At 64.7% G+C, this 26,321-nt stretch carries 26 protein-coding genes and 1 pseudogene; 13 read left to right on the top strand and 14 right to left on the bottom strand.

Annotated features, from left to right (window positions below; genetic code table 11):
* The first annotated feature begins 334 nt into the window (after positions 1 to 334).
* The 4 genes from purM (at position 335) to F3J45_RS25100 (ending at position 3,258) form a co-directional block, all read left to right on the top strand.
* On the top strand, positions 335 to 1,393 hold the full coding sequence (gene purM, locus F3J45_RS25115) for a phosphoribosylformylglycinamidine cyclo-ligase (protein ID WP_167069526.1): 1,059 nt from the start codon (positions 335 to 337) through the stop codon (positions 1,391 to 1,393).
* On the top strand, positions 1,393 to 2,046 hold the full coding sequence (gene purN, locus F3J45_RS25110; protein ID WP_167069524.1) for a phosphoribosylglycinamide formyltransferase: 654 nt from the start codon (positions 1,393 to 1,395) through the stop codon (positions 2,044 to 2,046). Before purM ends, purN begins: the two co-directional genes overlap by 1 nt.
* A gap of 8 nt (positions 2,047 to 2,054) precedes the next feature.
* Positions 2,055 to 2,765 carry a DUF3108 domain-containing protein gene (locus F3J45_RS25105; protein WP_167069522.1) on the top strand — a complete coding sequence of 237 codons (711 nt, stop codon included), beginning with the start codon at positions 2,055 to 2,057 and terminating at the stop codon, positions 2,763 to 2,765.
* A 310-nt stretch (positions 2,766 to 3,075) separates the two neighbouring features.
* On the top strand, positions 3,076 to 3,258 hold the full coding sequence (locus F3J45_RS25100) for a hypothetical protein (protein WP_167069520.1): 183 nt from the start codon (positions 3,076 to 3,078) through the stop codon (positions 3,256 to 3,258).
* Positions 3,259 to 3,304: 46 nt separating this feature from the next.
* Here F3J45_RS25100 and F3J45_RS25095 read toward each other — a convergent pair whose 3' ends face one another.
* From F3J45_RS25095 to F3J45_RS25065, 7 genes are all read right to left on the bottom strand, one after another.
* The gene (locus F3J45_RS25095) at positions 3,305 to 3,844 is read right to left on the bottom strand and encodes a DUF2058 domain-containing protein (protein ID WP_167069518.1); all 540 of its coding nucleotides are present in this window, start codon (positions 3,842 to 3,844) and stop codon (positions 3,305 to 3,307) included.
* 26 nt (positions 3,845 to 3,870) lie between these two features.
* Positions 3,871 to 4,704, bottom strand: a complete 834-nt coding sequence (mazG, locus tag F3J45_RS25090; protein WP_167069516.1) for a nucleoside triphosphate pyrophosphohydrolase — start codon at positions 4,702 to 4,704, stop codon at positions 3,871 to 3,873.
* Positions 4,705 to 4,830: 126 nt separating this feature from the next.
* Positions 4,831 to 7,071, bottom strand: a complete 2,241-nt coding sequence (gene relA / locus F3J45_RS25085) for a GTP diphosphokinase (RefSeq protein ID WP_167069515.1) — start codon at positions 7,069 to 7,071, stop codon at positions 4,831 to 4,833.
* Between the two features lie 96 nt (positions 7,072 to 7,167).
* Entirely contained in the window at positions 7,168 to 8,526 is a 1,359-nt protein-coding gene (gene rlmD / locus F3J45_RS25080; RefSeq protein WP_167069513.1) for a 23S rRNA (uracil(1939)-C(5))-methyltransferase RlmD, read from the bottom strand.
* The gene (gene cysM, locus F3J45_RS25075) at positions 8,527 to 9,426 is read right to left on the bottom strand and encodes a cysteine synthase CysM (RefSeq protein ID WP_205300209.1); all 900 of its coding nucleotides are present in this window, start codon (positions 9,424 to 9,426) and stop codon (positions 8,527 to 8,529) included.
* A 131-nt stretch (positions 9,427 to 9,557) separates the two neighbouring features.
* Positions 9,558 to 10,952, bottom strand: coding sequence for a sensor histidine kinase (locus F3J45_RS25070; protein WP_167069509.1), 1,395 nt, complete (start codon positions 10,950 to 10,952; stop codon positions 9,558 to 9,560).
* 3 nt (positions 10,953 to 10,955) lie between these two features.
* Entirely contained in the window at positions 10,956 to 11,672 is a 717-nt protein-coding gene (locus F3J45_RS25065; RefSeq protein ID WP_167069507.1) for a response regulator transcription factor, read from the bottom strand.
* Positions 11,673 to 11,865: 193 nt separating this feature from the next.
* Here F3J45_RS25065 and F3J45_RS25060 point away from each other — a divergent pair, with 193 nt between their 5' ends.
* From F3J45_RS25060 to F3J45_RS25045, 4 genes are all read left to right on the top strand, one after another.
* The gene (locus F3J45_RS25060; protein ID WP_167069505.1) at positions 11,866 to 14,625 is read left to right on the top strand and encodes a response regulator; all 2,760 of its coding nucleotides are present in this window, start codon (positions 11,866 to 11,868) and stop codon (positions 14,623 to 14,625) included.
* Positions 14,626 to 14,814: 189 nt separating this feature from the next.
* Complete coding sequence (locus F3J45_RS25055) at positions 14,815 to 15,804, top strand: 2-hydroxyacid dehydrogenase (protein WP_167069503.1); 990 nt, start codon at positions 14,815 to 14,817, stop codon at positions 15,802 to 15,804.
* 31 nt (positions 15,805 to 15,835) lie between these two features.
* Entirely contained in the window at positions 15,836 to 16,273 is a 438-nt protein-coding gene (locus F3J45_RS25050) for a hypothetical protein (protein ID WP_167069501.1), read from the top strand.
* Positions 16,270 to 16,674 carry an META domain-containing protein gene (locus tag F3J45_RS25045; RefSeq protein ID WP_167069499.1) on the top strand — a complete coding sequence of 135 codons (405 nt, stop codon included), beginning with the start codon at positions 16,270 to 16,272 and terminating at the stop codon, positions 16,672 to 16,674. Before F3J45_RS25050 ends, F3J45_RS25045 begins: the two co-directional genes overlap by 4 nt.
* A 33-nt stretch (positions 16,675 to 16,707) precedes the next feature.
* Here F3J45_RS25045 and F3J45_RS25040 read toward each other — a convergent pair whose 3' ends face one another.
* Positions 16,708 to 17,172 (bottom strand): TlpA disulfide reductase family protein, encoded by a 465-nt coding sequence (locus F3J45_RS25040; protein WP_167069497.1) that lies wholly within the window; start codon positions 17,170 to 17,172, stop codon positions 16,708 to 16,710.
* Between the two features lie 85 nt (positions 17,173 to 17,257).
* Here F3J45_RS25040 and arsC point away from each other — a divergent pair, with 85 nt between their 5' ends.
* From arsC to F3J45_RS25025, 3 genes are read left to right on the top strand one after another with little or no spacing between them, the layout of a single operon-like run.
* Positions 17,258 to 17,611 (top strand): arsenate reductase (glutaredoxin), encoded by a 354-nt coding sequence (gene arsC, locus F3J45_RS25035; RefSeq protein ID WP_167069495.1) that lies wholly within the window; start codon positions 17,258 to 17,260, stop codon positions 17,609 to 17,611.
* A complete protein-coding gene (wrbA, locus tag F3J45_RS25030; protein ID WP_167069493.1) occupies positions 17,608 to 18,213 on the top strand; it encodes an NAD(P)H:quinone oxidoreductase in 606 nt (201 codons plus the stop codon). The genes arsC and wrbA overlap by 4 nt, the downstream gene beginning before the upstream one ends.
* Positions 18,206 to 18,619, top strand: coding sequence for a DUF2069 domain-containing protein (locus tag F3J45_RS25025; protein WP_167069491.1), 414 nt, complete (start codon positions 18,206 to 18,208; stop codon positions 18,617 to 18,619). Before wrbA ends, F3J45_RS25025 begins: the two co-directional genes overlap by 8 nt.
* A gap of 71 nt (positions 18,620 to 18,690) precedes the next feature.
* Here the strand turns inward: F3J45_RS25025 and F3J45_RS25020 are convergent, their stop codons facing one another.
* Both F3J45_RS25020 and ttcA read right to left on the bottom strand, forming a co-directional pair.
* Complete coding sequence (locus F3J45_RS25020; protein WP_167069490.1) at positions 18,691 to 19,362, bottom strand: DNA-3-methyladenine glycosylase I; 672 nt, start codon at positions 19,360 to 19,362, stop codon at positions 18,691 to 18,693.
* 52 nt (positions 19,363 to 19,414) lie between these two features.
* Positions 19,415 to 20,191 (bottom strand): annotated as a pseudogene (ttcA, locus tag F3J45_RS25015) (tRNA 2-thiocytidine(32) synthetase TtcA); the annotation flags it as partial.
* A gap of 266 nt (positions 20,192 to 20,457) precedes the next feature.
* On the opposite strand from ttcA, the gene F3J45_RS25010 reads away from it, so the two are divergent.
* A complete protein-coding gene (locus F3J45_RS25010; RefSeq protein ID WP_370526476.1) occupies positions 20,458 to 21,054 on the top strand; it encodes a Yip1 family protein in 597 nt (198 codons plus the stop codon).
* 134 nt (positions 21,055 to 21,188) lie between these two features.
* Complete coding sequence (locus tag F3J45_RS25005) at positions 21,189 to 21,683, top strand: SprT family zinc-dependent metalloprotease (protein WP_167069484.1); 495 nt, start codon at positions 21,189 to 21,191, stop codon at positions 21,681 to 21,683.
* A 193-nt stretch (positions 21,684 to 21,876) separates the two neighbouring features.
* On the opposite strand, the gene F3J45_RS25000 is transcribed toward F3J45_RS25005, so the two are convergent.
* The 4 genes from F3J45_RS25000 to F3J45_RS24985 all read right to left on the bottom strand — a co-directional run bounded on the left by F3J45_RS25000 (position 21,877) and on the right by F3J45_RS24985 (position 26,309).
* Complete coding sequence (locus F3J45_RS25000) at positions 21,877 to 23,199, bottom strand: dicarboxylate/amino acid:cation symporter (RefSeq protein ID WP_167069482.1); 1,323 nt, start codon at positions 23,197 to 23,199, stop codon at positions 21,877 to 21,879.
* Between the two features lie 355 nt (positions 23,200 to 23,554).
* The gene (locus tag F3J45_RS24995; RefSeq protein WP_167069480.1) at positions 23,555 to 24,901 is read right to left on the bottom strand and encodes an ATP-binding protein; all 1,347 of its coding nucleotides are present in this window, start codon (positions 24,899 to 24,901) and stop codon (positions 23,555 to 23,557) included.
* Positions 24,898 to 25,575 (bottom strand): response regulator, encoded by a 678-nt coding sequence (locus F3J45_RS24990; protein WP_167069478.1) that lies wholly within the window; start codon positions 25,573 to 25,575, stop codon positions 24,898 to 24,900. The genes F3J45_RS24995 and F3J45_RS24990 overlap by 4 nt, the downstream gene beginning before the upstream one ends.
* A gap of 128 nt (positions 25,576 to 25,703) precedes the next feature.
* Positions 25,704 to 26,309, bottom strand: coding sequence for an outer membrane beta-barrel protein (locus F3J45_RS24985; protein WP_167069476.1), 606 nt, complete (start codon positions 26,307 to 26,309; stop codon positions 25,704 to 25,706).
* Positions 26,310 to 26,321 lie beyond the last annotated feature (12 nt).

Raw genomic sequence — 26,321 nt, 5'->3', positions numbered from 1 at the left:
AACCAGTCGCTAGGGGTGAAAGATAAGGGGGTGGGGGGATGTGTTGGGTCTGACAGGTGTTTGGCTTTACAGGTTCAGTGGCCGGGAGATCGAGCGGCGCCTGGGCGGCGCATCGCGAGCTGCGCTCGCTCCTACGGTTGTTCCGGGGGGGCAACACGATTTATGCCCATTTTCATGCCCTGCCCGTCGGCCTGAGGATGGCCGCTGCACGGCAACCCTGATAAAATCGCGCGTCTTCACAGACCACTGACGTTTCAGGCAGCCGCCGCTTTCCAGCCGGCCTTGGCCGTCTTGGTCGTTTTTACGAATCCCTCCCTCTTAAAGGCCTGGATCAATGAGCAAGCAACCCTCCCTGAGCTACAAGGACGCCGGTGTAGACATCGACGCCGGCGAAGCACTGGTCGAACGCATCAAGGGCGTGGCAAAACGCACCGCACGCCCTGAAGTCATGGGTGGCCTGGGCGGCTTCGGCGCCCTCTGCGAGATCCCGGCCGGCTACAAACAGCCGGTGCTGGTCTCCGGCACCGACGGCGTCGGCACCAAGCTGCGCCTGGCCCTGAACCTGAACAAGCACGACAGCATCGGCCAGGACCTGGTCGCCATGTGCGTCAACGACCTGGTGGTCTGCGGCGCCGAACCGCTGTTCTTCCTCGACTACTACGCCACCGGCAAGCTGAACGTCGACGTGGCCGCCACCGTAGTCACCGGCATCGGCGCCGGCTGTGAACTGGCAGGCTGCTCGCTGGTTGGCGGCGAAACCGCCGAGATGCCAGGCATGTACGAAGGCGAAGACTACGACCTGGCCGGCTTCTGCGTCGGCGTGGTGGAAAAGGCCGAGATCATCGACGGTTCCAAGGTTGCCACCGGCGACGCACTGATCGCCCTGCCGTCCTCGGGCCCGCACTCCAACGGCTACTCGCTGATCCGCAAGATCCTCGAAGTGTCCGGCACCGACATCGAGAACACCCAGCTCGACGGCAAGCCACTGACCGACCTGCTGATGGCGCCAACCCGCATCTACGTCAAGCCGCTGCTGCAGCTGATCAAGAACACCGGCGCCGTCAAGGCCATGGCCCACATCACCGGTGGCGGCCTGCTGGACAACATCCCGCGCGTACTGCCGAAAAACGCCCAGGCCGTGGTTGACGTGGCCAGCTGGCAGCGCCCGGCGGTGTTCGACTTCCTGCAGGAAAAAGGCAACGTCGACGAGCACGAAATGCACCGCGTGCTGAACTGCGGCGTGGGCATGGTCATCTGCGTGGCCCAGGACCAGGTCGACGCCGCCCTGAACGAACTGCGCACCGCCGGTGAGCAGCCATGGGTCATCGGCCACATCGCCGAGGCTGCCGAAGGTGCTGCCCAGGTCGAGCTGCTGAACCTCAAGGCACACTGATGCCGAGCAAGCCCTGCAATGTCGTGGTACTGCTGTCGGGTTCCGGCAGCAACCTGCAAGCGTTGATCGACAGTTGCCGCGCTGAGGGCAGCCCGGTGCGCATCGCCGCGGTGGTGTCCAACCGCGCCGACGCCTATGGCCTGCAACGGGCCGAGGCGGCGGGCATCGACACCGTCGTGCTCGACCACACCCAGTTCGACGGCCGTGAAGCCTTCGATGCCGCGCTGATGGCGCGCATCGACGGCTTCGCCCCCGACCTGGTGGTGCTGGCCGGCTTCATGCGCATCCTCAGTGGCGGTTTCGTGCGCCACTACCAGGGCCGCCTGCTCAACATCCACCCGTCGCTGCTGCCCCGCTACAAGGGCCTGCATACCCACCGCCGGGCACTGGAAGCAGGCGATGGCGAACATGGCTGCAGCGTGCACTTCGTCACCGAGGAACTCGATGGCGGGCCTCTGGTCGTACAGGCTGTAATACCGGTGGTGTCTGATGACACGGTGGAAAGCCTGGCCCAACGGGTCCACCATCAGGAACACCAGATCTACCCGTTGGCGGTGCACTGGTTTGCGCAGGGGCGCTTGCGCCTGGGCGAACAGGGTGCCTTACTGGATGACCAACCGCTGCCGGCCAGTGGTCACCTGATCCGACCTTAGGAGAATTTATGCGTCGCGCCCTGCTAATGGCTCTCGCCGTGCTCGCCCTGCCCCTCCAGGCAGCTGACCTGAAGCCGTTCGCGGCCAGCTACACCGCTGACTGGAAGCAGCTGCCCATGAGCGGCACCGCCGAGCGTAGCCTGGTCAAGAACAAGGACGGCAGCTGGAACCTTGATTTCAAGGCGTCCATGATGATCGCCAGCCTGACCGAGCAAAGCACCCTGCGCATGGACAACGACACCCTGCTGCCGCAGAAGTACCACTTCGAGCGCGGTGGCTTGGGCAAGGCCAAGACCGTTGACCTGACCTTCGACTGGACCGCCAAGAAAATCACTGGCACCGACCGCAAGGATGCCATCAGCCTGCCGCTCAACCGCGGCGTGCTGGACAAGTCGTCCTACCAGCTGGCACTGCAGCACGATGTGGCCGCCGGCAAGAAGAGCATGACCTACCAGGTGGTCGATGGCGACGAGATCGACAACTACGACTTCCGCGTGCTCGGCACCGAGAAGGTCACCACCAAGACCGGCCAGGTCGAGGCGGTGAAGGTCGAGCGCGTGCGTGCGCCCAGCCAGAACAAGCGCGTGACCGAGTTGTGGTTCGCCAAGGACTGGGACTACCTGCTGGTGCAACTGCGCCAGGTGGAAACCGATGGCAAGGAGTATGTGATCGTGCTGCAGGATGGCACGGTCGATGGCAAGTCGGTGAAAGGTAACTGAGCGGGCTCAAGCCCTGGGTTTGCGAAGCCCCGCCTTGTGCGGGGCTTTTTTATGCGCGTGGTTGGCGCCGCCGTGCGGCGCATCGCGAGCTTTGCTCGCTCCTACCAGAGCGATCCGTTCATGGCCCTGTAGGAGCGAGCAAAGCTCGCGATGCGCCATCAGAAACGGTACATGCCTGGCAGGCGCTCTGCGTTCCGGGGTTTCATGAAGATAGTTTCATCGCGGTTTTATTTACTTAGCCTGCTAACAAATTCTATAAAGGGGTTGTGCGACACAGTGTCGCAGACAACTCAAGCAGTGGAGTTTAACGATGACTGTCAAAGTAACCGAACGCGACGAATCGAAAATGTCCCACGAAGGCCAGGCTGCTGGCCTGCGGATTTGGGATGTGCACCAACAAGGCCAATTGGTCGGGATGTTCCACAACGAACAGGAAGCCCACCAATACCGCGTGGAGCTCGAAGACCTGGAAAACCAGCGCACCACGCAATGACACCGTCTTCCCATGAAAAACCCCGCCGAGGCGGGGTTTTTCGTGTTTACCACATCAGGTCGTCCGGAATCTTGTAGGCCGCGTACGGATCGTCCTCGTCCGCTTCCTCGACATGGGTGTTGAGCAGCAGGATGCGGCTAGGGTCGCGCTCCTGGATCTTCACCGCAGCTTCACGCGGAATCACCTCGTAGCCACCGGCGTGGGAAACGATGGCCAGCGCCCCGTTGCTCAGCCGGGTGCGCATCAGGGCGTTGACGGCGATGCGCTTGACCTTCTTGTCATCGACGAAGTTGTAGTAGTCCTCGGTGGTCAGCTTCGGCAGGCGGGTGGCTTCGATCACCTGCTTGATCTGCGCCACACGGGCCTTCTGCTCGGCCTTTTCCTGCTGCTGACGGTTCAGCTCCTGGTCGCGCTTGGCTTTTTCGGCCATCGCTTCCTTGGCGATGCGCTGCTGGCTGTCGTCGACTTCAACCTGGCCCTTGTGCTCCAGGCGTTTCTGTTTCTTTTCAGCCTTGTTGGTCTGCGAGACCTGTTTCTGGTTGACCAGGCCGGCTTTGAGCAATTGGTCGCGAAGGGAAAGACTCATGGATGTTCACTCACTTATGCAGCCGCTCAGCCGCAGCTGGGCAGGTTCTTTTCCTGACGCTTGGCTTCACCCCAAAGGGCGTCCAGCTCGTCAAGGTTACAGGCTTCAATCGGCCGACCGCTGTCGCGCAGCGCTTGTTCGATGAAGCGAAAACGCCGCTCGAACTTGCGGTTGGCGCGGCGCAGGGCATTTTCCGGGTCTTGCTTGAGGTGGCGGGCCAGGTTGACGGCGGCGAACAGCAAGTCGCCCACTTCATCTTCGAGGGCATCGGCGTCGTTGTCGGCCATGGCCTGCAACACTTCGTCGAGTTCCTCGCGCACCTTGTCCAGCACCGGCAGCGCGGCAGGCCAGTCGAAACCGACGGTGGCCGCACGCTTTTGCAGTTTGGCCGCACGCGACAGCGCCGGCAATGCCGCCGGCACGTCATCGAGCAGCGACAGTTGTTCGGGGGTGGTTTTTTCCGCGCGCTCCTCGGCCTTGATTTCCTCCCAGCGCGACTTCACCTGGGCTTCGTCCAGGCTGGGGGTGTCCAGCGGGGCGTAGAGTTCGCCGGTGGGGAACACGTGCGGGTGGCGGCGGATCAGCTTGCGGGTGATGCTGTCGACCACGCCGTCGAATTCGAAGCGCCCTTCCTCGCGGGCCAGCTGGCTGTAGTAGACCACCTGGAACAAGAGGTCGCCCAGCTCGCCCTGCAGGTGCTCGAAGTCGCCGCGCTCGATGGTGTCGGCCACTTCGTAGGCCTCCTCGATCGTGTGCGGGACGATGCTTGCGTAGTCCTGCTTCAGGTCCCATGGGCAGCCGTACTGCGGGTCGCGCAGGCGGGCCATGAGGTGCAGCAGGTCTTCGAGGGTGTAGGTCATGTTAAGCAGGTCCTTCGGTGGAGCCTTCTTCGCGGGCTAGCCCGCTGCCACAGGTGAAGTGCAGAGCTTGAAACTTGCACCTATCCCTGTGGGAGCGGGCTTGCCCGCGAAGCAGGCGCCGCGGTCTCAAGGGGTACGGTTACGCCGCGTCTCGATGATGTTCGGCAACTGCGAAATCCTGCCCAGCAAGCGCCCCAGCGCATCCAGGCCCGGAATTTCGATGGTCAGCGACATCAGCGCGGTGTTGTCTTCCTTGTTCGAGCGGGTGTTCACCGCCAGCACGTTGATCTTCTCGTTGAGCAGCACCTGCGACACATCGCGCAGCAGGCCCGGGCGGTCGTAGGCGCGGATCACGATGTCGACCGGGTAGGTCTGCACCGGGATCGGCCCCCAGCTCACCTGGATCATGCGCTCCGGCTCACGCCCGGCCAATTGCAGCACCGAGGCGCAGTCCTGGCGGTGGATGCTGACCCCGCGGCCCTGGGTGATGTAGCCAACGATGGCATCGCCCGGCAGCGGCTGGCAGCAGCCGGCCATCTGCGTCAGCAGGTTGCCGACGCCCTGGATCTGGATATCGCCACGCTTGCCGGTGCGCGGGCCGGTGGGCTTGCGCGGCACCAGCTCGATCTGCTCGATGCGCTCGGGTTCGAGCAACTGCTGGGCAGCGTTGACCAGGTGCGCCAGGCGCAGGTCGCCGGCGCCGAGCGAGGCGAACATGTCCTCGGCGGTCTTGACGTTGGTTTTCTCGGCCAGGCGCTCGAAGTCCACCTGCGGCAGGCCCAGGCGGCTGAGCTCACGTTCGAGCAGGGTCTTGCCGGCGGCGACGTTCTGGTCACGTGCCTGCAGCTTGAACCAGTGGACGATCTTCGCCCGCGCCCGCGAGGTGGTGACGTAGCCCAGGTTGGAGTTCAGCCAGTCGCGGCTCGGGTTGCCGTGCTTGCTGGTGATGATCTCCACTTGCTCGCCGGTCTGCAGGCTGTAGTTCAACGGCACGATGCGCCCGTTGATCTTGGCGCCCCGGCAGTTGTGGCCAATCTCGGTGTGCACCCGGTAGGCGAAGTCCAGCGGCGTGGCGCCTTTGGGCAGGTCGATGGCATGACCGTCCGGGGTGAACACGTAAACCCGGTCGGGCTCGATGTCGACCCGCAACTGCTCGGCCAGGCCACCGATGTCGCCCAGCTCCTCGTGCCACTCCAGCACCTGGCGCAGCCAGGAAATCTTCTCTTCGTAGTGGTTGGAGCTTGGCTTGACGTCGGTGCCCTTGTAGCGCCAGTGGGCGCACACGCCCAGTTCCGCTTCCTCGTGCATGCCGTGGGTACGGATCTGCACTTCCAGCACCTTGCCCTCGGGGCCGATCACCGCGGTGTGCAGCGAGCGGTAGCCGTTTTCCTTGGGGTTGGCGATGTAGTCGTCGAATTCCTTGGGGATGTGCCGCCACAGGGTATGCACGATGCCCAGCGCGGTGTAGCAGTCACGCACCTCCGGCACCAGCACACGCACTGCGCGCACGTCGTAGATCTGGCTGAATTCCAGGCCCTTGCGCTGCATTTTGCGCCAGATCGAATAGATGTGCTTGGCCCGGCCGCTGATGTCGGCCTTGACCCCGGTGGCCAACAGCTCGTTCTGCAGCTGGTTCATCACGTCGCTGATGAAGCGCTCGCGGTCCAGCCGGCGCTCGTGCAACAGCTTGGCGATCTGCTTGTACTGGTCGGGCTCCAGGTAGCGGAAGGACAGGTCTTCCAGCTCCCACTTGATATGGCCGATGCCCAGGCGGTGGGCCAGCGGCGCATAGATGTCGAACACCTCGCGCGCCACGCGCAGGCGTTTTTCGTCATCGGCGGCCTTCACCGCGCGGATCGCGCAGGTACGCTCGGCCAGCTTGATCAGCGCCACGCGCACGTCGTCGACCATGGCCACGAGCATCTTGCGCAGGTTCTCTACCTGCGCCTGCGAACCCAGCACCAGCGACTGGCGCGGGCTGAGGCTGGCACTGATGGCGGCCATGCGCAGCACGCCGTCGATCAGCTTGGACACCACCGGGCCGAAACGCTGGCCAACCTCGGCCAGGGTCACCTTGCCTTCGCGTACCGAACGGTAGATAACCGCCGCCACCAGCGAATCCTGGTCGAGCTTGAGGTCGGCAAGGATTTCGGCGATTTCCAGGCCCGCCTGGAAGCTGGACGTACCGTCGGCCCAGGAATGCTTGGCCGGGTTGCCTTTCTTCTCGATCTCCTGGGTGAAGTCGCACGCCTCCTTGAGCGCCACGCGATCCAGTGCCGAATCGACGCTCACCACATGATCGAGCCATGCATCGAGATTGATACTGCCGTCGGTGTTGACCGGCTGGTGCACTCTCACCTGTACCATCTTTGTTTTACCTTTCCATACAGCGCACCACACGGGTGCGCTGGCTATCACCGTGCGACCTCCACTCCCTGGAAGCCACACCAAGGGGCCAGCCTGCTAGCCCACTTCGAATAACGCCATGGCCTCGACATGCGCCGTCTGAGGAAACATGTCGAGAATCCCGGCCCTTTTTAACCGGTACCCCTGGCCGACCAGCACCTGGGCGTCTCGCGCCAGCGTGGCCGGGTTGCACGATACATACACCAGCCGCCTGGCGTTGAGCCGGGCGATGCCTTGCACCACCTCGTACGCACCGTCGCGCGGTGGATCCAAGAGTACCGCAGAAAAGCCCTCGGCGGCCCATCCGGCACCTGCCAAAGGCTGCGATAAATCGGCCTGAAAAAAGCGTGCATTATGCACATTGTTTTCCCGGGCATTGGCCGCGGCCCGATCGACCATGGCCTGCACACCTTCCACCGCCACCACCTCACGGGCCTGGCGCGCCAGTGGCAGGGCGAAGTTGCCCAGGCCACAGAACAGGTCCAGCACTCGCTCGTCGGCCTGCGGCGCGAGCCAGGCCAGGGCCTGCTCGATCATCGCCGTGTTGACCTGGGCGTTGACCTGGACGAAATCGCCCGGGCGCCACGCCAGCTCCAGCTGCCAGGGCGCCAGGGCAAAGCCCAGTTTGGCGTCCGCCTGTACCGGTGCCGGTTCCCCTTCGCCTTGCAGCCAGAGCTGCGCGTTGGCCTGCTCGCAGAACGCCTGCAAGCGCGCCAGGTCATCCTCCGGCAGCGGCGCCACATGGCGCACCAGCAGCGCGTCTGCGGTGCCGCTGAACAGCTCCACATGGCCAATCGCCTGCGGCTTGCCCAACGAGCGCAGCGCGGTGGGCAAGTGACGGAGAATAGTTTGCAAAGGCTGTACCAGCACGGCGCAGTCGTCGATGGCGACGATGTCCTGGCTGGCCTCGGCGCGGAAACCTACGTCCAGCCGCTTGGCCTTGACGTCCCAGCGCACCGCCACCCGCGCCCGGCGCCGGTAACCGAATTCCGGCCCGCTCAAGGGCGCGGCCCATTCCTCGGGCTGCACGCCTGCCACCCGTTGCAGTTGCTCGGCCAGGGTGCGCTGCTTGAGCGCCAGCTGGGCGTCATGGGGCAGGTGCTGCAGGTTGCAGCCACCGCAACGCTCGTAGTGGCGGCACGGCGCCTGGCGGCGCTCGGGGCTGGCTTGCAGCACGCGCTCCAGGCGCGCCTCGACCACCTTGCCACGGGCATTGAGCACGCGCGCTTCGACCGCTTCGCCGGCCAGTGCGCCACTGACGAACCAGGTGCGCCCTTCGAGGAAAGCGATGCCCCGGCCGTCACCGGCCAGGCGCTCGATGTCCAGGCGCTGTTTCTTGCCCACGGGAACCTGGGGCGTGCGGTTGCCACCGGCCGGCTGGAAGCGCAGGCCGGTGTTGCTTTTCTTCTTTGACATTTAGCTCGGGTCGAACAGGCCGGTGGACAGGTATCGGTCGCCGCGATCGCAGATGATCGCAACCATCACGGCATTTTCCACTTCGCGGGACAGGCGCAACATCGCCGCCACCGCACCGCCGGAAGACACGCCGCAGAAAATGCCCTCTTCACGGGCAAGGCGGCGGGTGGTGTCCTCGGCTTCCTGCTGGGACATGTCGACCACGCGGTCGACGCGGGTGGCGTCGAAAATTTTCGGCAGGTACTCCTCCGGCCAGCGGCGGATGCCGGGAATGGCCGAACCTTCCATCGGCTGCAGGCCGACGATCTGCACGTTGGGGTTCTGTTCCTTGAGGTACTGCGAGCAGCCCATGATGGTACCGGTGGTGCCCATGGAGCTGACGAAATGGGTGATGTTGCCCTGGGTCTGCTGCCAGATCTCCGGGCCAGTGCTGGTGTAGTGGGCGATCGGGTTGTCGCCATTGGCGAACTGGTCCAGCACCAGGCCGCGGCCTTCGGCCTGCAGCTTCTCGGCAAGGTCGCGAGCGCCTTCCATGCCCTCTTCCTTGGTCACCAGAATCAGCTCGGCGCCGTAGGCGGTCATGGCCGCCTTGCGTTCGGCGGTGGAGTTGTCGGGCATGATCAGGATCATCTTGTAGCCCTTGATCGCCGCCGCCATGGCCAGGGCGATGCCGGTGTTGCCGGAGGTGGCTTCGATCAGGGTGTCGCCCGGCTTGATCTGGCCGCGCAGTTCGGCGCGGGTGATCATCGACAGCGCCGGGCGGTCTTTCACGGAGCCGGCGGGATTGTTACCTTCGAGCTTAAGCAGGAGGGTATTGCTGGTTTCCCCAGCAATGCGCTGCAGGCGAACCAGGGGCGTATTGCCGACGCAATCGGCGATGGTTGGGTACTGCAAGGTCATGGCGTATTTCACAATCCGGACGGCAGGGGCGCCTATCATACCGGCAAACCTCCTGCGGCCATATCACGCAATCTGTGGTTGCTATAGCTACACGCTATAAGGGTGTCGCCTGCTTCACGGCAAGCCCGCGCCTACAGGGCTTGCGGTACCCCTGTAGGCGCGGGCTTGTCCCGCGCTGGGGCCGGCACATGCACCGGCAACCGCATGCACAGCCGCAGGCCACGCTTGCCATTTTCAGCCCACAAGGTCCCGCCCTGGCGCTGGATCGCACTGCGCGCGATGCTCAGCCCCAAGCCAAACCCGCCGTCACCCGGCCGCGAGCCGTCAAGCCGGGAGAACGGCGCGAAGATCCGCTCCAGGTCCTCCTCGGCCACCCCGCCACCTTCATCCTCCAGCCACAGCCGCCAGTACCCGCCCTCGCGCTGCCCACCCAGGCGCACCACACCATGTTCCGGCGAATGGCGGATGGCGTTGCGCAGCATGTTTTCCAGCGCCTGGGCCAGGTGGTTGAGGTTGCCCTGCACCCAGCAGTGGTTGGCCACCTCGCAGCGCAGGCGCCCGGGTAACCAGCCGCTTTCGTAGCGGGCATCCTCGACCAGCAACTCCCACAGCGCCGGCACCTGGATCGGCTCCAGGTTCATCGGGGCCCGCTCGGCGTCTTGCCAGGCCAGTTGCAAGGTGCCTTCCACCAGTTGCTGCATGCAGTCCACCTCGCGGCCCAGGCGTTCGCGCAGGCGGGCCAGGTCGGTTTCGCCGTCGCAGGCCACGCGCAGGCGGCTGAGCGGCGTGCGCATTTCATGGGACAAGTCGCGCAGCAACTGCTGCTGCATGGCCACCGTGCCCTGCAGGCGCTCGGCCATCTGGTCGAAGGCGCGGGCCAGCTCGCCCAACTCGTCGTGGCGGGCGATGGTGCGCGAGTCCAGCCGCGCCGAGAGCTGGTCGGCGCGCCAGGCATTGGCCTGCTCGCGCAACTGGTTCAGCGGCACGATCAGCATGCGGTACAGGCCCACGCACAGCAGCAAGGTGAACAGGCCGGGAATGATGCCGTTGGTGACCACCTGCCAGGCCACCCTGTAATGCCCGGGGTTCAGCCGCTGCGGCAGTTCGATGATCAGCATGCCCTGCTCCGGCGCCCCTGGAAACGGAATACGCAGCCAGGGCTGGGCGATGCTGCGCCGGCTCATCGGCCAGTCAACCCCGCGCAGGCGGGTCAGCCGCTGCATGATTTCCGGGCCGAGCACGGCGCTGTTCAAGGGCCGCAGGCTAGGGTCGAGCACGCCGACCCAGCCATGTTCACGCCCGTGCATCAACGCCACCCAGCGGTCCAGCCCTTCGCGGCCACCGCTGCGCCAGGCCTGCTCGGCCTCGCTGGCGTAGCCGCGCAGCACCTCGCGGGCCGGCTCGTCGAGAAAGGCGTTCTGGGTTTCCATGTGCCGGCCCCAGGTGTAGCTCAGGCCAATCATCAGCAGGCAGAAGCCCACCAGCAGGATGGCCAGTTTCCAGAACAGCGAATGGCGGTCGAGCATGGCTCAGTCTGCCTCGCCGACACTGAGCACGTAGCCCTTGCCCCACACCGTGCGCACCTGCCGCTCGTGGTAACCGATGCCCTTGAGCTTGCGGCGGATCTGGCTGACGTGCATGTCGAGGCTGCGGTCATGCCGCGAGTAGCCGCGCTGCAGCACCTGCTGGTAAAGGAAGGCCTTGCTCAGCACCTCGTCGAGGTTGCGGTGCAGGATGTCGAGCAGGCGGTACTCGCTGGGCGTCAGGCCCGCGCACTGCCCGGCCAGGCTGACATCGCACAGGCCGTCATCGAACTGCAATTGGTCGCTGGTGGCATCCAGCAGCGGCTGGTTGCGCCGCTCCAGGGCAACCCGGCGCAGAATCGCCTCGATGCGCACCTGCAGCTCGGCCATGCTGAACGGCTTGGGCAGGTAGTCGTCGGCGCCGCGCTGGAAGCCGCTGATACGGTCGGCCTCGGCCCCCAGCGCCGACATCAGGATCACCGGCGTGCTGCTGCGCTGGCGCAACACGGCCAGGGCGTCCAGGCCGTTCAGGCCCGGCAGCAGGATGTCCATCAGCACCACGTCGAACGCCTGGCGGCCGGCCGTCTCCAGCCCGTCCAGGCCATTGCGGCACCAGGTGACCTGGAACCCGCCGCGCTGCAGCTCTTCGTGCAGGTAGGCGCCCAGGACCGGATCGTCCTCGATGGCCAGGATGCTGGAGGTATGATTAGTTACAGGATTCATTGGCAACTGCCATCCATTCTCAGTTGCGCGATTATTGTGCATGCCCGGTTTCCAGGCAACCGCTCCACGACCAATGCCGCGAGTGCATCAACAATTGGCAGACAAAGGGTGCAATAGCACCGCCAGCGGAGTAACTTTCCGCTTTGGTCCGTCGCTGCGCCGACGGCATGCAGGCACATCACAGGAGGCGAGTGTGCTCGATCGTTTGGGAATCAGAAGCCGGGTGCTGTTGCTGGCGCTGCTGCCAGCCAGCCTGATGGCGCTGGTGCTGGGCAGCTACTTCACCTGGCTGCAGCAGAACCAGCTGCGCACCCAGTTGCTGCAACGCGGCAAGATGATTGCCGAACAGCTGGCGCCGCTGGCCGCCCCTGCCCTGGCCAAACAGACGCCGGCGCAGCTGGAACGCATCGCCTCGCAAACCCTGGAGCAGCCCGACGTGCGCGCGGTGGCCTTCCTCGCCCCGGACCGCAGCCGCCTGGCCCACGCCGGCCCAAGCATGATCAACCAGGCGCCCAGCGGCGGCACCGGCACCCAGTTGCTGCAACGCACCAGCAACGATGCCACCCGCTACCTGATGCCGGTGTTCGGCCACCACCGCGACCTTGCCACCGACGCCGTGCCCGCCGAGGCCGAGCGCCTGTTGGGTTGGGTCGAGATCGAACTGACCCACGATGGCATGTTGCTGCGTGGCTACCGCAACCTGTTTACCAGCGTGCTGCTGATTCTCGCCTGCCTGGCCCTCAGCGGTCTGCTGGCGATGCGCATGAGCCGCACCATCAACAACCCGATCGCGCGCATCAAGCACGCGGTCAACCAGCTCAAGGACGGGCATCTGGAAGAACGCCTGCCCGCCATGGGCAGCCATGAACTGGACGAGCTGGCCCGTGGCATCAACCGCATGGCCGAAACCCTGCACAGCGCCCACGAGGAGCTGCAGCACAGCATCGACCAGGCCACCGAGGACGTGCGCCAGAACCTGGAAACCATCGAGATCCAGAACATCGAGCTGGACATGGCGCGCAAGGAAGCCCTGGAGGCCAGCCGCATCAAGTCGGAGTTCCTGGCCAACATGAGCCATGAAATCCGCACCCCGCTCAACGGTATCCTCGGCTTCACCCACCTGCTGCAGAAAAGCGAGATGACCCCGCGGCAGCTGGACTACCTGAGCACCATCGAAAAATCCGCCGACAACCTGCTGGGGATCATCAACGAGATCCTCGACTTCTCCAAGATCGAGGCCGGCAAGCTGGTGCTCGACAGCATTCCGTTCAACCTGCGCGACCTGGTTCAGGACACCCTGACCATCCTCGCCCCCGCCGCCCACGCCAAGCAGCTGGAACTGCTCAGCCTGATCTACCGCGACACGCCATCGTCGCTGATCGGCGACCCGTTGCGGCTCAAGCAGATCCTCACCAACCTGGTGAGCAATGCGATCAAGTTCACCCGTGAAGGCACCATCGTCGTGCGCGCCATGCTTGAAGACGAGCATGAAGACAGTGCGCAACTGCGCATCAGCGTGCAGGACACCGGCATCGGCCTGTCGCCCCAGGATGTGCGTACCCTGTTCCAGGCCTTCAGCCAGGCCGACAACTCGCTGGCCCGCCAGCCAGGCGGCACGGGCCTGGGGCTGGTGATTTCCAAGCGCCTGATCGAGCAGATGGGCGGTGAGATCGGCGTCGACAGCACACCCGGCGAAGGTTCGCAGTTCTGGATCAGCCTGAGCCTGCCCAAGGCCCACGACGACATCGACGACCAGCCGCTGCAGGCGCTGCTGGGCCGCCGCGCCGCCATCGTCGACGGCCATGAACTGGCGCGCCAGGCCCTGGAGCATCAACTGGAGGACTGCGGCCTGAGCGTCAGCCTGTTCGCCACCTTCGACCAACTGCTACAAGGCGTGCAGGCCGGGTTCCAGGCCGGCATGCCGTTCGAGTTCGCCGTGCTCGGGGCCCACTTGGGCAACCTCTCGCCCGAGCAGCTTGGCCAGTACCACCAGCAACTGGAGCGCTTCAATTGCCAGTGCGTGGTGCTGTGCCCAACCACCGAGCAGGCGCTGTACCACCCCTTCCTGCCCAATGGCCATGGCCAGCTGCTGTCCAAGCCGACCTGCACGCGCAAGCTGCGCCGCCTGCTGCTGGAGCTGGTGCAGCCGCGCCGCCAGCTGGGCGAGCCGGGGCACAACCACGGCGGCGAGCGCCGGGCGAGAATTCTGTGCGTCGACGACAACGCCGCCAACCTGCTGCTGGTGCAGACCTTGCTGGAAGACCTCGGCGCCGAGGTGGTGGCGGTCGACAATGGCTACACCGCCGTGCAGGCGGTGCAGGCCGAGCCCTTCGACCTGGTGCTGATGGACGTGCAAATGCCGGGCATGGACGGGCGTGCCTGCACCGAGCAAATTCGTTTGTGGGAAAACACCCAGAGCAGCAGCCCGCTGCCGATCGTTGCGCTCACCGCCCATGCCATGGCCAACGAGAAGCGGGCGTTGCTGCACAGCGGCATGGATGATTACCTGACCAAGCCGATCAGCGAGCGCCAGCTGGCCCAGGTGGTGATGAAGTGGACCGGTTTGAGCTTGGGAGCGGCGCCGTTGGAGCAGGCCACCGAGTTGCAGGACGAAGGCCACGAGCTGCCGGTGCTCGACGCGGACGAAGGGTTGCGCCTGGCGGCTGGCAAGCCGGACCTTGCGGCGGACATGCTGGCGATGTTGCTGGCATCGCTGGAAAGCGACCGCAGGGCGATTCAGGCCGCGCGGGAGGCCGAGGACCGCACTACCCTGATCGAACAGGTGCACCGGTTGAATGGGGCTTCGCGCTATTGCGGCGTGCCGCAGTTGCGCGCGGCGTGCCAGCGCAGCGAGACATTGCTCAAGCAGGAGAATCCGCAGGCGCAGCAGGCGCTGGATGAGCTGGATGCCGCCATCAACCGCCTGGCGGCCCAGGCACGGTTGAGCGCGTGAGCGTTTGGGCGCGGTTTGAGGGATGTGGCGCCTGTGAGATCGAGCGCCGCTGTGCGGCGCATCGCGAGCTTCGCTCGCTCCTACCGATTCTGACCCGCCACCGCCTTGGTAGGAGCGAGCAGAGCTCGCGATGCGCCGCGCAGCGGCGCGCAATCGCTCACCAACGCCTGATCTAAAAGGACCCCCACCATGCGCGCCCTGTTGTTCAGCAGCCAGCACTACGACCAGGAAAGCTTCACCCAAGCCGCCCAGGCCAGCGCCCTGGAACTGCACTTCCAGCCCGCCCGCCTGACCCCGGGCACCGCCGCCCTGGCCCAGGGCTTCGAGGTGGTCTGCGCCTTCATCAACGACGAACTCGACGCCCAGGTGCTACAACACCTGGCCGCCGGTGGCACGCGCCTGATCGCCCTGCGTTCGGCCGGCTACAACCATGTCGACCTGGCTGCCGCCAAGCGCCTGGGCCTTAGCGTGGTAAGGGTGCCCGCCTATTCGCCGCACGCCGTGGCCGAGCACGCCGTGGCGCTGATCCTGGCGCTGAACCGGCGCCTGCACCGGGCCTACAACCGCACCCGCGAAGGCGACTTCACCTTGCACGGGCTGACCGGCTTCGACCTGCACGGCAAAACCGTCGGCGTGATCGGCACCGGGCAGATCGGCGAGGCCTTCGCCCGGATCATGGCCGGCTTCGGCTGCCAGCTGCTGGCCTACGACCCCTACCCCAACCCGCAACTGCTGGCCCTCGGCGCCCGCTACCTGCCGCTGCCCGAGCTGCTGCAGCAAGCGCGCATCATCAGCCTGCACTGCCCGCTCACCGAGCACACCCGGCACCTGATCAATGCGCAAAGCCTGGCCCAGCTTCAGCCCGGCGCCATGCTGATCAACACCGGCCGCGGCGCGCTGGTCGACACCCCGGCGCTGATCGACGCGCTGAAAAGCGGCCAGCTCGGCTACCTGGGCCTGGATGTGTATGAAGAGGAAGCCCAGCTGTTCTTCGAGGACCGTTCCGACCAGCCGCTGCAGGACGACGTCCTGGCCCGGTTGCTGACCTTCCCCAACGTGATCATCACCGCCCACCAGGCCTTCCTGACCCAGGAAGCACTGGCCGCGATCGCCAGCACCACGCTGGACAACATCATCCGCTGGGCGGCGGGCAATCCGCAGAATCTGGTCAGCGGTTGATGCTAGGATACGCGGCATTTCTGGAGGACCCATGGTCGAGCACGATTTCCGCTACACCCTTTTCAACCCGCAACACACCCTGATCGAGTGCCGCGCCCTGCTGCCGGGCCGTTACCAGGTCACCGGCAACGGTGGCTCGATGCACAAGGGCGATGTCCTGGTAGTGACCCTCAAGGGCAGCAAGGACCTGGCCATGCGCCTGACCGTGGAGAGCGTGCGCCACCTGATCAACCCGCGTGGCCAGTGGGTTGCCGTGGCCAGTGGCCCGGTGTTCAACGAGCTGGAAATCCTCACCTGGAAAGTTGAGTGCGACAGCTGCGACGCGGTGCTGGACTTCGAGTTCGCGGTGGACGCCAAGCTCGGCAAGCAGGCCCGCCAGCCAGCCGCCAGCGCCCGTGTTGCCGAGCTGGGCTGGGCCAGCCGTGGCGACAAGCACCTGTGCCCGCGTTGCCAGGAGAGCGCCGAGTGAAGCATCTGCTGACCGGCCTGCTGGTTGCCAGCGGCCTGCTCGGCTGCGCCGCCGAACCGTCCAAGCTCGAACAGGAGCGCAGCTATGTGCTGGAGTGGATCGGCGAACGCCCGCTGATCGACTACAGCCACCTGACCCTGACCCTGGCCAGCGATGGCCGCGCCTATGGCAATGCCGGCTGCAACCACTGGTTCGCGCCCTACACGCTCGATGGCGAGCAACTGAGCTTCGGCAAGGTCGGCAAAACCCGCAAGTTGTGCGCGCCGGCGTTGATGGAGCAGGAAAAACGCTTCCTGCAGGCGCTGGAGACGGTGCAGCGCTGGGATGTGTCGAAGACCGAGCAATTGCGCTTCTGGCCCGCCGAGGGCAAGCCACTGCGGTTCTGGCCTGAAGAAGGCTGAAGGCGATTTGGGCCGCAAAGCGGCCCAAGTGGGTCAGGCGCCCTTGAGGGCCTTGATCTTGGCCTGCAGCCCTTCCAGGGTTTGCTCGCCCATCAGTTGCTCGCGCACCTTGCCTTTGTCATCGATGATGTAGGTCACCGGCAAGGCCTCGCTGCGTGGCAGCTCATAGCGTTCGGCCGGGTCCTGGGCCAGCACGGTGAACCCGATGCCCAACGCATCGGCCGCCTGCTTGAGCTCCGGCCCTTGCAGGCCATCGAAATTCACCCCCACCACCTTGATGCCCTCGGCCGCCCACTGCTTGGCCGCCTGGTTCAGTTCCGGCACCTCGGTGCGGCACGGCCCGCACCACTCCGCCCAATAATTGAGCACCACCCAGTGCCCATCGATCTGTTCTGCCTTTACCGTCTTGCCATCTTGGTCCATGCCGTAATCGGCACCGCAACCACCGAGCAACAGGCTCGCGGTGATGGCCAGTACTGCTGCCAGACGCCTTGCCATGGGTCAATCCTTCTCGAAGTTTCAAGCAAATAGGTCAGTCGCTGCGGTTAGAATAGCCGCCACACCCAGCTGGATGCGACCCGACATGACTGACTTGACGCTCTATCATAACCCGCGCTGCTCGAAATCCCGCGGCGCGCTGGAACTGCTTGAACAACGCGGCCTGGCGCCGACCATCGTGCGCTACCTGGAAACCCCGCCCGACGCCGCTACCCTCAAGGCCTTGCTCGGCAAGCTGGGCATCACCCCGCGCCAACTGCTGCGCAGCGGTGAAGACGAATACAAGGCCCTGGAACTGGCCAACCCGGCACTCACCGATGCGCAGCTGATCGACGCCATGGCCCAGCACCCCAAGCTGATCGAACGGCCGATCCTGGTCGCCGGTGACAAGGCCGTGATCGGCCGCCCACCCGAGAAGGTGCTGGAGATCCTGCCGTGAGTGCGCCGTACATCCTGGTGCTGTATTACAGCCGCCACGGCGCCACCAGCGAGATGGCCCGGCACATTGCCCGCGGCATCGAGCTGGCCGGCCTGGAAGCACGCCTGCGCACGGTGCCGGCCATTTCCACCGAATGTGAAGCGGTGGCCCCGGACATCCCCACCAGCGGCGCGCTGTACGCGACCCTCGACGACCTGCGCCACTGCGCCGGCCTGGTGCTGGGTAGCCCAACGCGCTTTGGCAACATGGCAGCGCCGTTGAAATACTTCCTCGACGGCACCAGCAGCCTGTGGCTGGGGGGCGAGTTGGTTGGCAAGCCCGCGGGGGTATTCACTTCCACCGCCAGCCTGCACGGCGGCCAGGAAACCACCCTGCTGTCGATGATGCTGCCGCTGATGCACCACGGCATGCTGGTGATGGGCCTGCCCTACAGCGAGTCGGCGCTGCTGGAAACCCGCGGCGGCGGCACGCCGTATGGCGCCAGCCACCATGCCGGCGCCGACGGCAAGCGTGAACTGGACCCGCACGAGATCGCCCTGTGCCGTGCCCTGGGCCAACGCCTGGCAAGCACCGCCAAGGCCCTGGAGGCCGCGCGTGACTAGAAAGCCCAAGGTGTTGCCGCCATTGCAATGGCTGGCGCCGCGCCTGCGCCTGACGCGGGCATTGAGCCTGGCCTTCTACCTTGGCTTGATCGCGCTGCTGGTGGTGAACAACCTGTGGTTCGCCAACCTGCATGGGGCGCGGGTCGGGGTGATTCTGGCGATCGAGCTGGTGCCGCTGCTGCTGTTGCTGCCGGGCATGCTGAGCGGCAGCGCGCGGGCGCATGCCTGGACGTGTTTCGTGGTGAACATCTATTTCATCAAGGGCGTGCTGGCGGCGTTCGACCCGGGGCGGGCGGTGTTTGGCTGGCTTGAAGTGCTGGTGAGCCTGGGGTTGTTCATTGCCGGGCTTTTGTATGTGCGCTGGAAGTTTCAGTTCGAGCGGCGTATGGCGGGCGAAGGGCTTTGACGTTGGGGGCCGCTTGGCGGCCCATTCGCGGGGCAAGCCCGCTCCTACAGGGAGAATGGGCCACGCCGGATTCAATGGTTGACGGTATGCGCCAGCATCACCGACAACTGGCACAGCGGTCGCCCACTCTCTTCGTGCCATTGATTGAACGCCTGCTGCACCAGGGCCAGGTCGCGCTGGCTGGTGGGCTGCTTGTCGATCACCTTCTGCGCGATCAGCGCCGCCGCCATGTCATCGGTGGGAATGAACGTATCCTTGCCCACCATGCGCAGGAACCGTGGCGCCGACAACCCACCCAGCTGGTTGCCATGCTTGGCCAGGTACTTCCACAGCCCAACGATATCGGTCACCGGCCAGTCGGCGATGAACGCGCCGAAACTGCCCTGCTGCTTGGCGATGTCCAGAACCATCTGCGCATTGCGCGGCACGCTCTTGAGCTTGCCCAGGTGGCGGATGATGCGCTCGTCCTGCATCAGCCGCTCCAGGTGCTCGGCGCCCATCAGCACCACCTTCTCCGGGTCGAAGCCGAAGAACACCTGCTCGAAAGCCGGCCACTTGGCATCCACCAGGCTGTGCTTGAGCCCGGCACGGAACACGCGCAGGGCCAGGGTCGACAGGTAGCGATCATCGCCAATGCCGCGCAGCTGCGCCGGGGTGCGCGGCTGCGGCAGGAACGCTTCCAGTGCCTGGGCCGAGCCGAAGCGGTTCAGGCAATACTCATGCAGCCACTGGTAATCGCGCATGGGCTTAGAGGTTCACCACGTCGAGGAAACGTGGGGTGGCGTTCTCGTCGATCTTCAGGCTGGTGAAGTCGAACAGGTTGCGGTCGGCCAACTGCGACGGCGCCACGTTCTGCATGGCACGGAAGATACTCTCGGTACGGCCGGGGTGCTTGCGCTCCCAGTCCACCAGCATGTCCTTGACCACCTGGCGCTGCAGGTTTTCCTGCGAGCCGCACAGGTTGCACGGGATGATCGGGAATTCCTTCATGTCCGAATAGGCCTGGATGTCCTTTTCGCTGCAGTAGGCCAGCGGGCGGATCACCACGTTGCGGCCATCGTCGGCACGCAGCTTCGGCGGCATGCCCTTGAGCGCGCCGTTGAAGAACATGTTGAGGAAGAAGGTTTCGACGATGTCGTCGCGGTGGTGCCCCAAGGCCATCTTGGTCGCGCCGATTTCGTCGGCAAAGGTGTACAGGGTGCCACGGCGCAGGCGCGAGCACAGCGAGCAGGTGGTTTTACCTTCGGGCACCAACTCCTTGACCACCGAGTAGGTGTCTTTCTCGACGATGTGGTAATCGACGCCCAGTTCCTTCAGGTAGGCCGGCAGCACGTGCTCGGGGAAGCCCGGCTGCTTCTGGTCCATGTTCACCGCAACGATCTCGAACTTGATCGGTGCCACCTTCTGCAGGTGCAACAGAACGTCGAGCATGGTGTAGCTGTCCTTGCCGCCGGACAGGCAGACCATGACCTTGTCGCCATCCTCGATCATGTTGTAGTCGGTGATGGCTTCGCCGGCGAGACGACGCAGGCGTTTTTGCAGTTTGTTCTGGTTGACCGAGAGGGTGCCCATAGCGCTTGGATCCGCGAGGTGTGACAAAAGCCGGCTATTTTACGCACAAACCACGCGCACCTGTAGGGATTCCGACAAAGACTTCAAGGGAATCAGCAACCTTCCCGACAGTGCAATTTGCTCTAAAAAGCCGGGTGGACGCAGTAACGGGCTTCCTATACTGCGAAATAAGGCCACATTACCGCATTGCTACGGTTTCCTGGCCTCGGGCCGCTTGCGCTCCATGTGGGGGGCGGTTGGCAACACTGAGAGGAGTGACCGGCATGATTCATCACGTAGTGGGGCTGTTTACCCATCCCGACCAGGAGTGGCGGGAAATTCGTGGCGAAGAAGAAAGCATCAGCCACATGTACCTGACGCATACCTTGATTCTGGCGGCGATCCCTGCCATTTCGGCGTTTATCGGCACAACCCAGGTGGGCTGGGTGATTGGCGGGCGGCCAGCGGTGATGCTGACCATGGAAAGCGCTGTGTGGATGAGCATCATGTCGTACGTGGCGATGCTCGCCGGGGTGGCGGTGATGGGCGCGTTCATCCACTGGATGGCGCGCACCTACGACGCCAACCCGTCCATGGCGCAGTGCGTGGCGTTCGCCACCTACACGGCCACGCCCCTGTTCCTGGGCGGCCTGGCGGCGCTTTATCCGCACCTGTGGCTGGGCATGCTGCTGGGGACCGCAGCCATCTGCTACACCGTTTACCTGCTGTATGTCGGCTTGCCGACCTTCATGAACATCCCGACCGACGAAGGCTTCCTGTTCTCCAGCTCCGTGCTGGCAGTGGGCCTGGTGGTGCTGGTGGCGATCATGGCGGCCACCGTGATCATCTGGGGCCTGGGCGTGGGGCCGATGTATACCAATTAGAGTGACCAACACTGGGGCATCAAGCCAGGGGCCGCCGCAAGGCGGCCTTTGTCTGCCTGGGCCGCTGCTGACCGGTGGCTCGGCAGCCGCACCCTGCTTGCGGCATAATGCCCGGCCAGGAGAACCGCCCCGCCATGCCCGAGCTGCTTAAACAACGCGTCGAAACCTGTTACCAGCAAGCCGAAGCCTTCTTCAAACGCCCCTTCCCCCGCCCGGAAGTCAGCTTCAAGCTGCGCGGGCAGAAGGCTGGCGTTGCGCACCTGCACGAGAACCTGCTGCGCTTCAACCTGCAGCTGTACCGCGACAACCAGGAAGACTTCCTGCGCCAGACCGTGGCCCACGAGGTGGCGCACCTGGTGGCCCACCAACTGTTCGGTGACCGTATCCAGGCCCATGGCGAGGAATGGCAGCTGATCATGCGCGGGGTGTATGAACTGCCGCCCAATCGCTGCCACAACTATGAGGTACAGCGGCGGGTGGTGACGCGCTACATCTACCGCTGCCCGTGCCCGGAAAGTGATTTCCCGTTCACTGCGCAGCGGCACAAGCTGGTCCGGCAGGGGCGGCGGTACTTGTGCCGGCGCTGCCGGGCGATTCTGGTGTACAGCGGGGAAACCCGCGTCGAATAGCCCTGCTGCTGTAGGAGCGGGCTTGCCCCGCGAACACCGGCGAAGCCGGTGCCATGCACCGCGGTGCCTGCTTCGCGGGCCAAGCCCGCTCCTACAAAAATATCCGTTAGATATTTAGATTGCCCCACGAAGGGTCCGACACAGGCATAAGAAAGGCGACCCGAGGGTCGCCTTCTTGTTCACATCATCACGCTCAACGCGATGGGCCTTCAGCCACGCCCAGGTCGTCGGTTGGACGGGTATCGACCAGCGGGCCGCCGCCGGAAGCCAGTTCCGAGGCCAGCTTGTCGTTGTCCATTTCCTTGACCCACTTGGCCACGACCACGGTGGCCACGGCGTTGCCGACCAGGTTGGTCAGGGCGCGGGCTTCGGACATGAAGCGGTCGATGCCAAGGATCAGCGCCAGGCCTGCCACCGGCAGGTGACCAACCGCCGACAGGGTGGCAGCCAGCACGATGAAGCCCGAACCGGTCACGCCGGCAGCACCCTTGGAGGCCACCAGCAGCACCAGCAGCAGGGTGATCTGGTGGGTGATGTCCATGTGCGTGTCGGTGGCCTGGGCGATGAATACCGCGGCCATGGTCAGGTAGATCGAAGTACCGTCGAGGTTGAACGAGTAGCCAGTCGGGATCACCAGGCCAACCACCGATTTCTTCGCACCCAGGCGCTCCATCTTGGCCAGCATGCGTGGCAGGGCCGATTCCGAGGAGGAAGTACCCAGCACGATCAGCAGCTCTTCACGGATGTAGCGGATCAGCTTGAGGACACTGAAGCCGTGGGCGCGGCAGATACCGCCCAGCACCACCAGCACGAACAGCAGGCAGGTGATGTAGAAGCAGGCCATCAGGTAGCCCAGTTGCACCAGCGAGCCAACGCCGTACTGGCCGATGGTGAAGGCCATGGCACCCAGCGCACCGATAGGCGCGAGCTTCATGATCATGTTGATGATGTTGAACATTACATGGGCGAAGCGGTCGATCAGGTCGAGCACTGGCTTGCCGTAGCTGCCCAGGCGGTGCAGGGCGAAACCGAACAGCACCGAGAACATCAGCACTTGCAGGATGTCGCCGTTGGCGAAGGCGCCAACCACGGTGTTGGGGATGACGTTGAGCAGGAAGCCGACGGTGGTCTGCTGCGCGCCGGCGGCGGCATAGGCAGCCACGCTGCTGGCGTTCAGGGTGGTGACGTCGATGTGCATGCCGGCGCCCGGCTGGACCACGTTGACGACCACAAGGCCGATGATCAGGGCGATGGTGGAGACGATTTCAAAGTACAGCAGCGCGTAGCCGCCGGTTTTGCCGACCGACTTCATGCTCTGCATGCCGGCGATGCCGCTGACCACGGTACAGAAGATGATGGGCGCGATGACCATCTTGATCAGTTTGACGAAGCCATCACCCAGCGGCTTCAGGGCGACGCCGGTTTCAGGGTAATAGTGGCCGAGCAGGATACCGATGGTGATGGCGACCAACACCTGGACATACAGGGATTTGTACAGCGGCTGACGTGTCGTCATGGCTAATTTTCCTCAAGTGTGCCGCCTTCACCCTTCCCAGGGTGGTTGGGCACCTGAATCGCTAACCCTCCTGCACCTGGAGGGATTTGTCGTTGTGTTCGAGCTGCCTGGGCAGGCCTCTGCCAATGAGATAGCAAGGGCGATGCCAAAATGCCCATCCAGGGTGCAAATGCCCTGTTTGCTGGGTATGAATGCCCAATGACAGGGCAATTTCGCGGGAGGGTGTGGCGGATTTCCGCCCGGTGGCGGGAAATGTACAGGGGGGATGGCGGGAATCCGCCTGACCCTTTTAGGCAGGGGCGGCCTCTTCGCGGGGCAAGCCCGCTCCTACAGGGCGGGGTTGCTCGCGAACTGGTTAATCAAGGTGGAAGGTGATGCTGAAGGCTGCCCCACCCAAGGGCGAATCGCCCAGGCTCAGCTGGGCGTCGTAGCTGTCGACGATATCCTTCACCACCGCCAGCCCGATGCCCTGCCCCGGGTGCTGGCGGTCCAGCCGCTCGCCACGCTCAAGTATCCGCTCGCGCTGGTCGGCCGGCACGCCCGGCCCGTCGTCCTCGATGCACAGGGTCAGCACCCCCGGCGCTTGCTGCAGGGTAACCCGCACCTGCCCAAGGCTCAGGCGGTAGGCGTTCTCCAGCAGGTTGCCCAGCAGCTCCAGCAGGGCGCCGCGCTCCATTGGCAGGCGCGCCTGCTCGGGCACTTGCAGGTCCACCTGCACCTGCTTGTCGCGGTACACCTTGGCCAAGGTGCTGCACAGGCTCTGCAGCACTGGCAGCAACTGCACGCTGTGGCGCACCAGGCCGCTCTTGCGCATGCTGGCGCGCTGCAGCTGGTAGTCGATCTGCTGGCTCATGCGCTCGATCTGGCTTTGCAGCACCCGTGCCTGCTCGCGCTCGCCGTCGCGCTGCAACATGCTCTCGCCAACGCCCTGCAATACCGCCAACGGGGTCTTCAGGCTGTGCGCCAGGTCGCCCAGCGAGTCGCGGTAGCGCGTGCGCTGCTCGCGCTCGCTGCGCAGCAGGCGGTTCAGCGAGCGGGTCAGGCGCAGCAATTCACGCGGGTGCTCACCGCTCAGGCCATCGCGCGCACCCGCTTCCACCTCGTCCAGTTCGTGGCTCAACCGGCGCAGCGAACGCAGGCCCCAGGTCAGGCCGGCCCACAGCAGCACCATCAGCGCCAGCAAGGCTGCGCCGAAGCCCAGGTAAAGCTTTTCACGCAGGCCATGCAAGGTGGCCTTGTATTCGCTCAGCGGCTGCAGGGCGACGATGCTGTAGGCCGCGCTCTGGCCGCCCAGCAGCTTGATCTCCACGTCATAGACGAAGAATTCTTCACCATCGCCCTGGTGGATGCGGGCGAACTCATTGCCGCGCCCGTCGTAGCGCGGCTGGTAGTTGATGTGCTTGTCGGCCGTGGCACGCGAGCGCCACACCAGGTTGCCATCGCGGTCGAAGATATAGCCGAGCAGGCCGGTGTAGGGCAGGTTATAGCGCTCGTCGGGTAGCAGGTCAGGCATCTGCAACTGGCCGTGCTCGATGCGCGCGGCAGAGATCAGCGTGGTCACGTCCGAGGCCAGGCGCTGCTCGATCGACTCCTGCAGCGCCAGGCTGAAGGCTTTCTGCAGGGCTGGCAACAGCGCCAGCATGAACAACAGCGCCAGCACCGCCGCCGCGAGCATCAGGCGCACCCGCAGCGAACGGATCATCGGCAGCGCTCGGTGAACAGGTAGCCCAGGCCGCGCACCGTGTCGATCGGCTTGAAGCCGCTGTCGCCTTCGAGCTTGCGCCGCAGGCGGCCAACCAGCACTTCGATGACGTTAGGGTCACGCTCCTCGTCGCCTGGGTACAGCTGCTCCATCAGGCGGTCCTTGGGCACCACCTGCTGGTGATGGCGCATCAGGTATTCGAGGATGCGGTACTCGTAGGCCGTCAGGGCCAGGGGCTTGTCATCCAGGGTGGCCTGCTTGCGGTTGAGGTCGAGCAGCAGCGGGCCGGCGGCGATGGTCGACTGGGTGAAGCCGCTGGAGCGGCGCAGCAAGGCATTCAGGCGCGCTTCGAGTTCTTCGAACTGGAAGGGCTTGACCAGGTAGTCGTCGGCACCGGCGGCCAGGCCTTCGACCTTGTCCTGCCAGTTGCCGCGGGCGGTGAGGATAAGGATGGGGAACGCCTTGCCCTGCCCGCGCAACCGGCCGATCAGTTCCAGGCCGCTGATACCCGGCAGGCCGAGGTCGATGATGGCCAGGTCGAAATGGAAATGTTCGGTTTGGTAGAGCGCTTCTTCGGCGTCGGCCACGGCTTCGACCACATGGCCGCTTTCGCCCAGGCGCGTGTGGAGGTGGTGCCTGAGCAAGGCTTCGTCCTCGACCACCAGCAGTTTCATGTGAGGCTCCTTGATTGGGTAGTGCCTGTGCCGGCCTTTTCGCGGGGCAAGCCCGCTCCTACAGAGGATTGCGTATCCCTTGCAGGAGCGGGCTTGCCCCGCGAAGCGGCCGGCACAGCATAGCGCGATCAGAACTTGTAGGTGGCCGCCAGGTACGTCTGGGCGCTGCTGGTCAGGCGCAGGGTACCGTCTTTCGGCCCTCCGTGGTCGCCCACTTCGGTGGCCGCGTTGGTGCGCAGGTAACGATACCCGAGCTCCACCGAGGCCTTGTCGGTGATGTCCTGGATCACACCGCCCTGCAAGCCATAGGCATAACCGTAGTCGGTATCACGGCTGGCACCCGGCGAGTCCTGGGTCAGCTTGGTCAGGCCCAGGCTGGCACCGCCAAACAGCTTGGTGGTATCGCCCACCGGCAGGAACAGGTCGTAGCTGCCCAACAGGTTTTCCTGGCGCAGCTTCAGGCCGCTGTGGTCGCCCGACACGTTGTCGTAGGTCATGTAGTAGCGGCCCTGGTCGTTGATCTGGCCCAGGCGCACACCCCAGGTATCATCCTTGCCGATGATGCCGTCGGCATTGAGGTTGTCGGTGTTGCGTTGCAGCAGGCCAGACTTGCGAACCTTGTCGCTGGTCTGGCCGTAGGTCAGGCTGGCGAAGTTGTCGTCAGCGGCCTGGGCAGTGGTAATGCCGGCGGCACAAACGGCCATGGCAGCGAGCAGGGTGTTGAAGGTTTTCATGACTTCTTACTC

Source organism: Pantoea sp. Ap-967, assembly GCF_011752565.1.
In the GTDB taxonomy this organism is placed as follows: Bacteria; Pseudomonadota; Gammaproteobacteria; order Pseudomonadales; family Pseudomonadaceae; genus Aquipseudomonas.
Note: the sequence above shows the minus strand (reverse complement) of the source record. Positions and strands in the feature narration are given on the sequence as shown.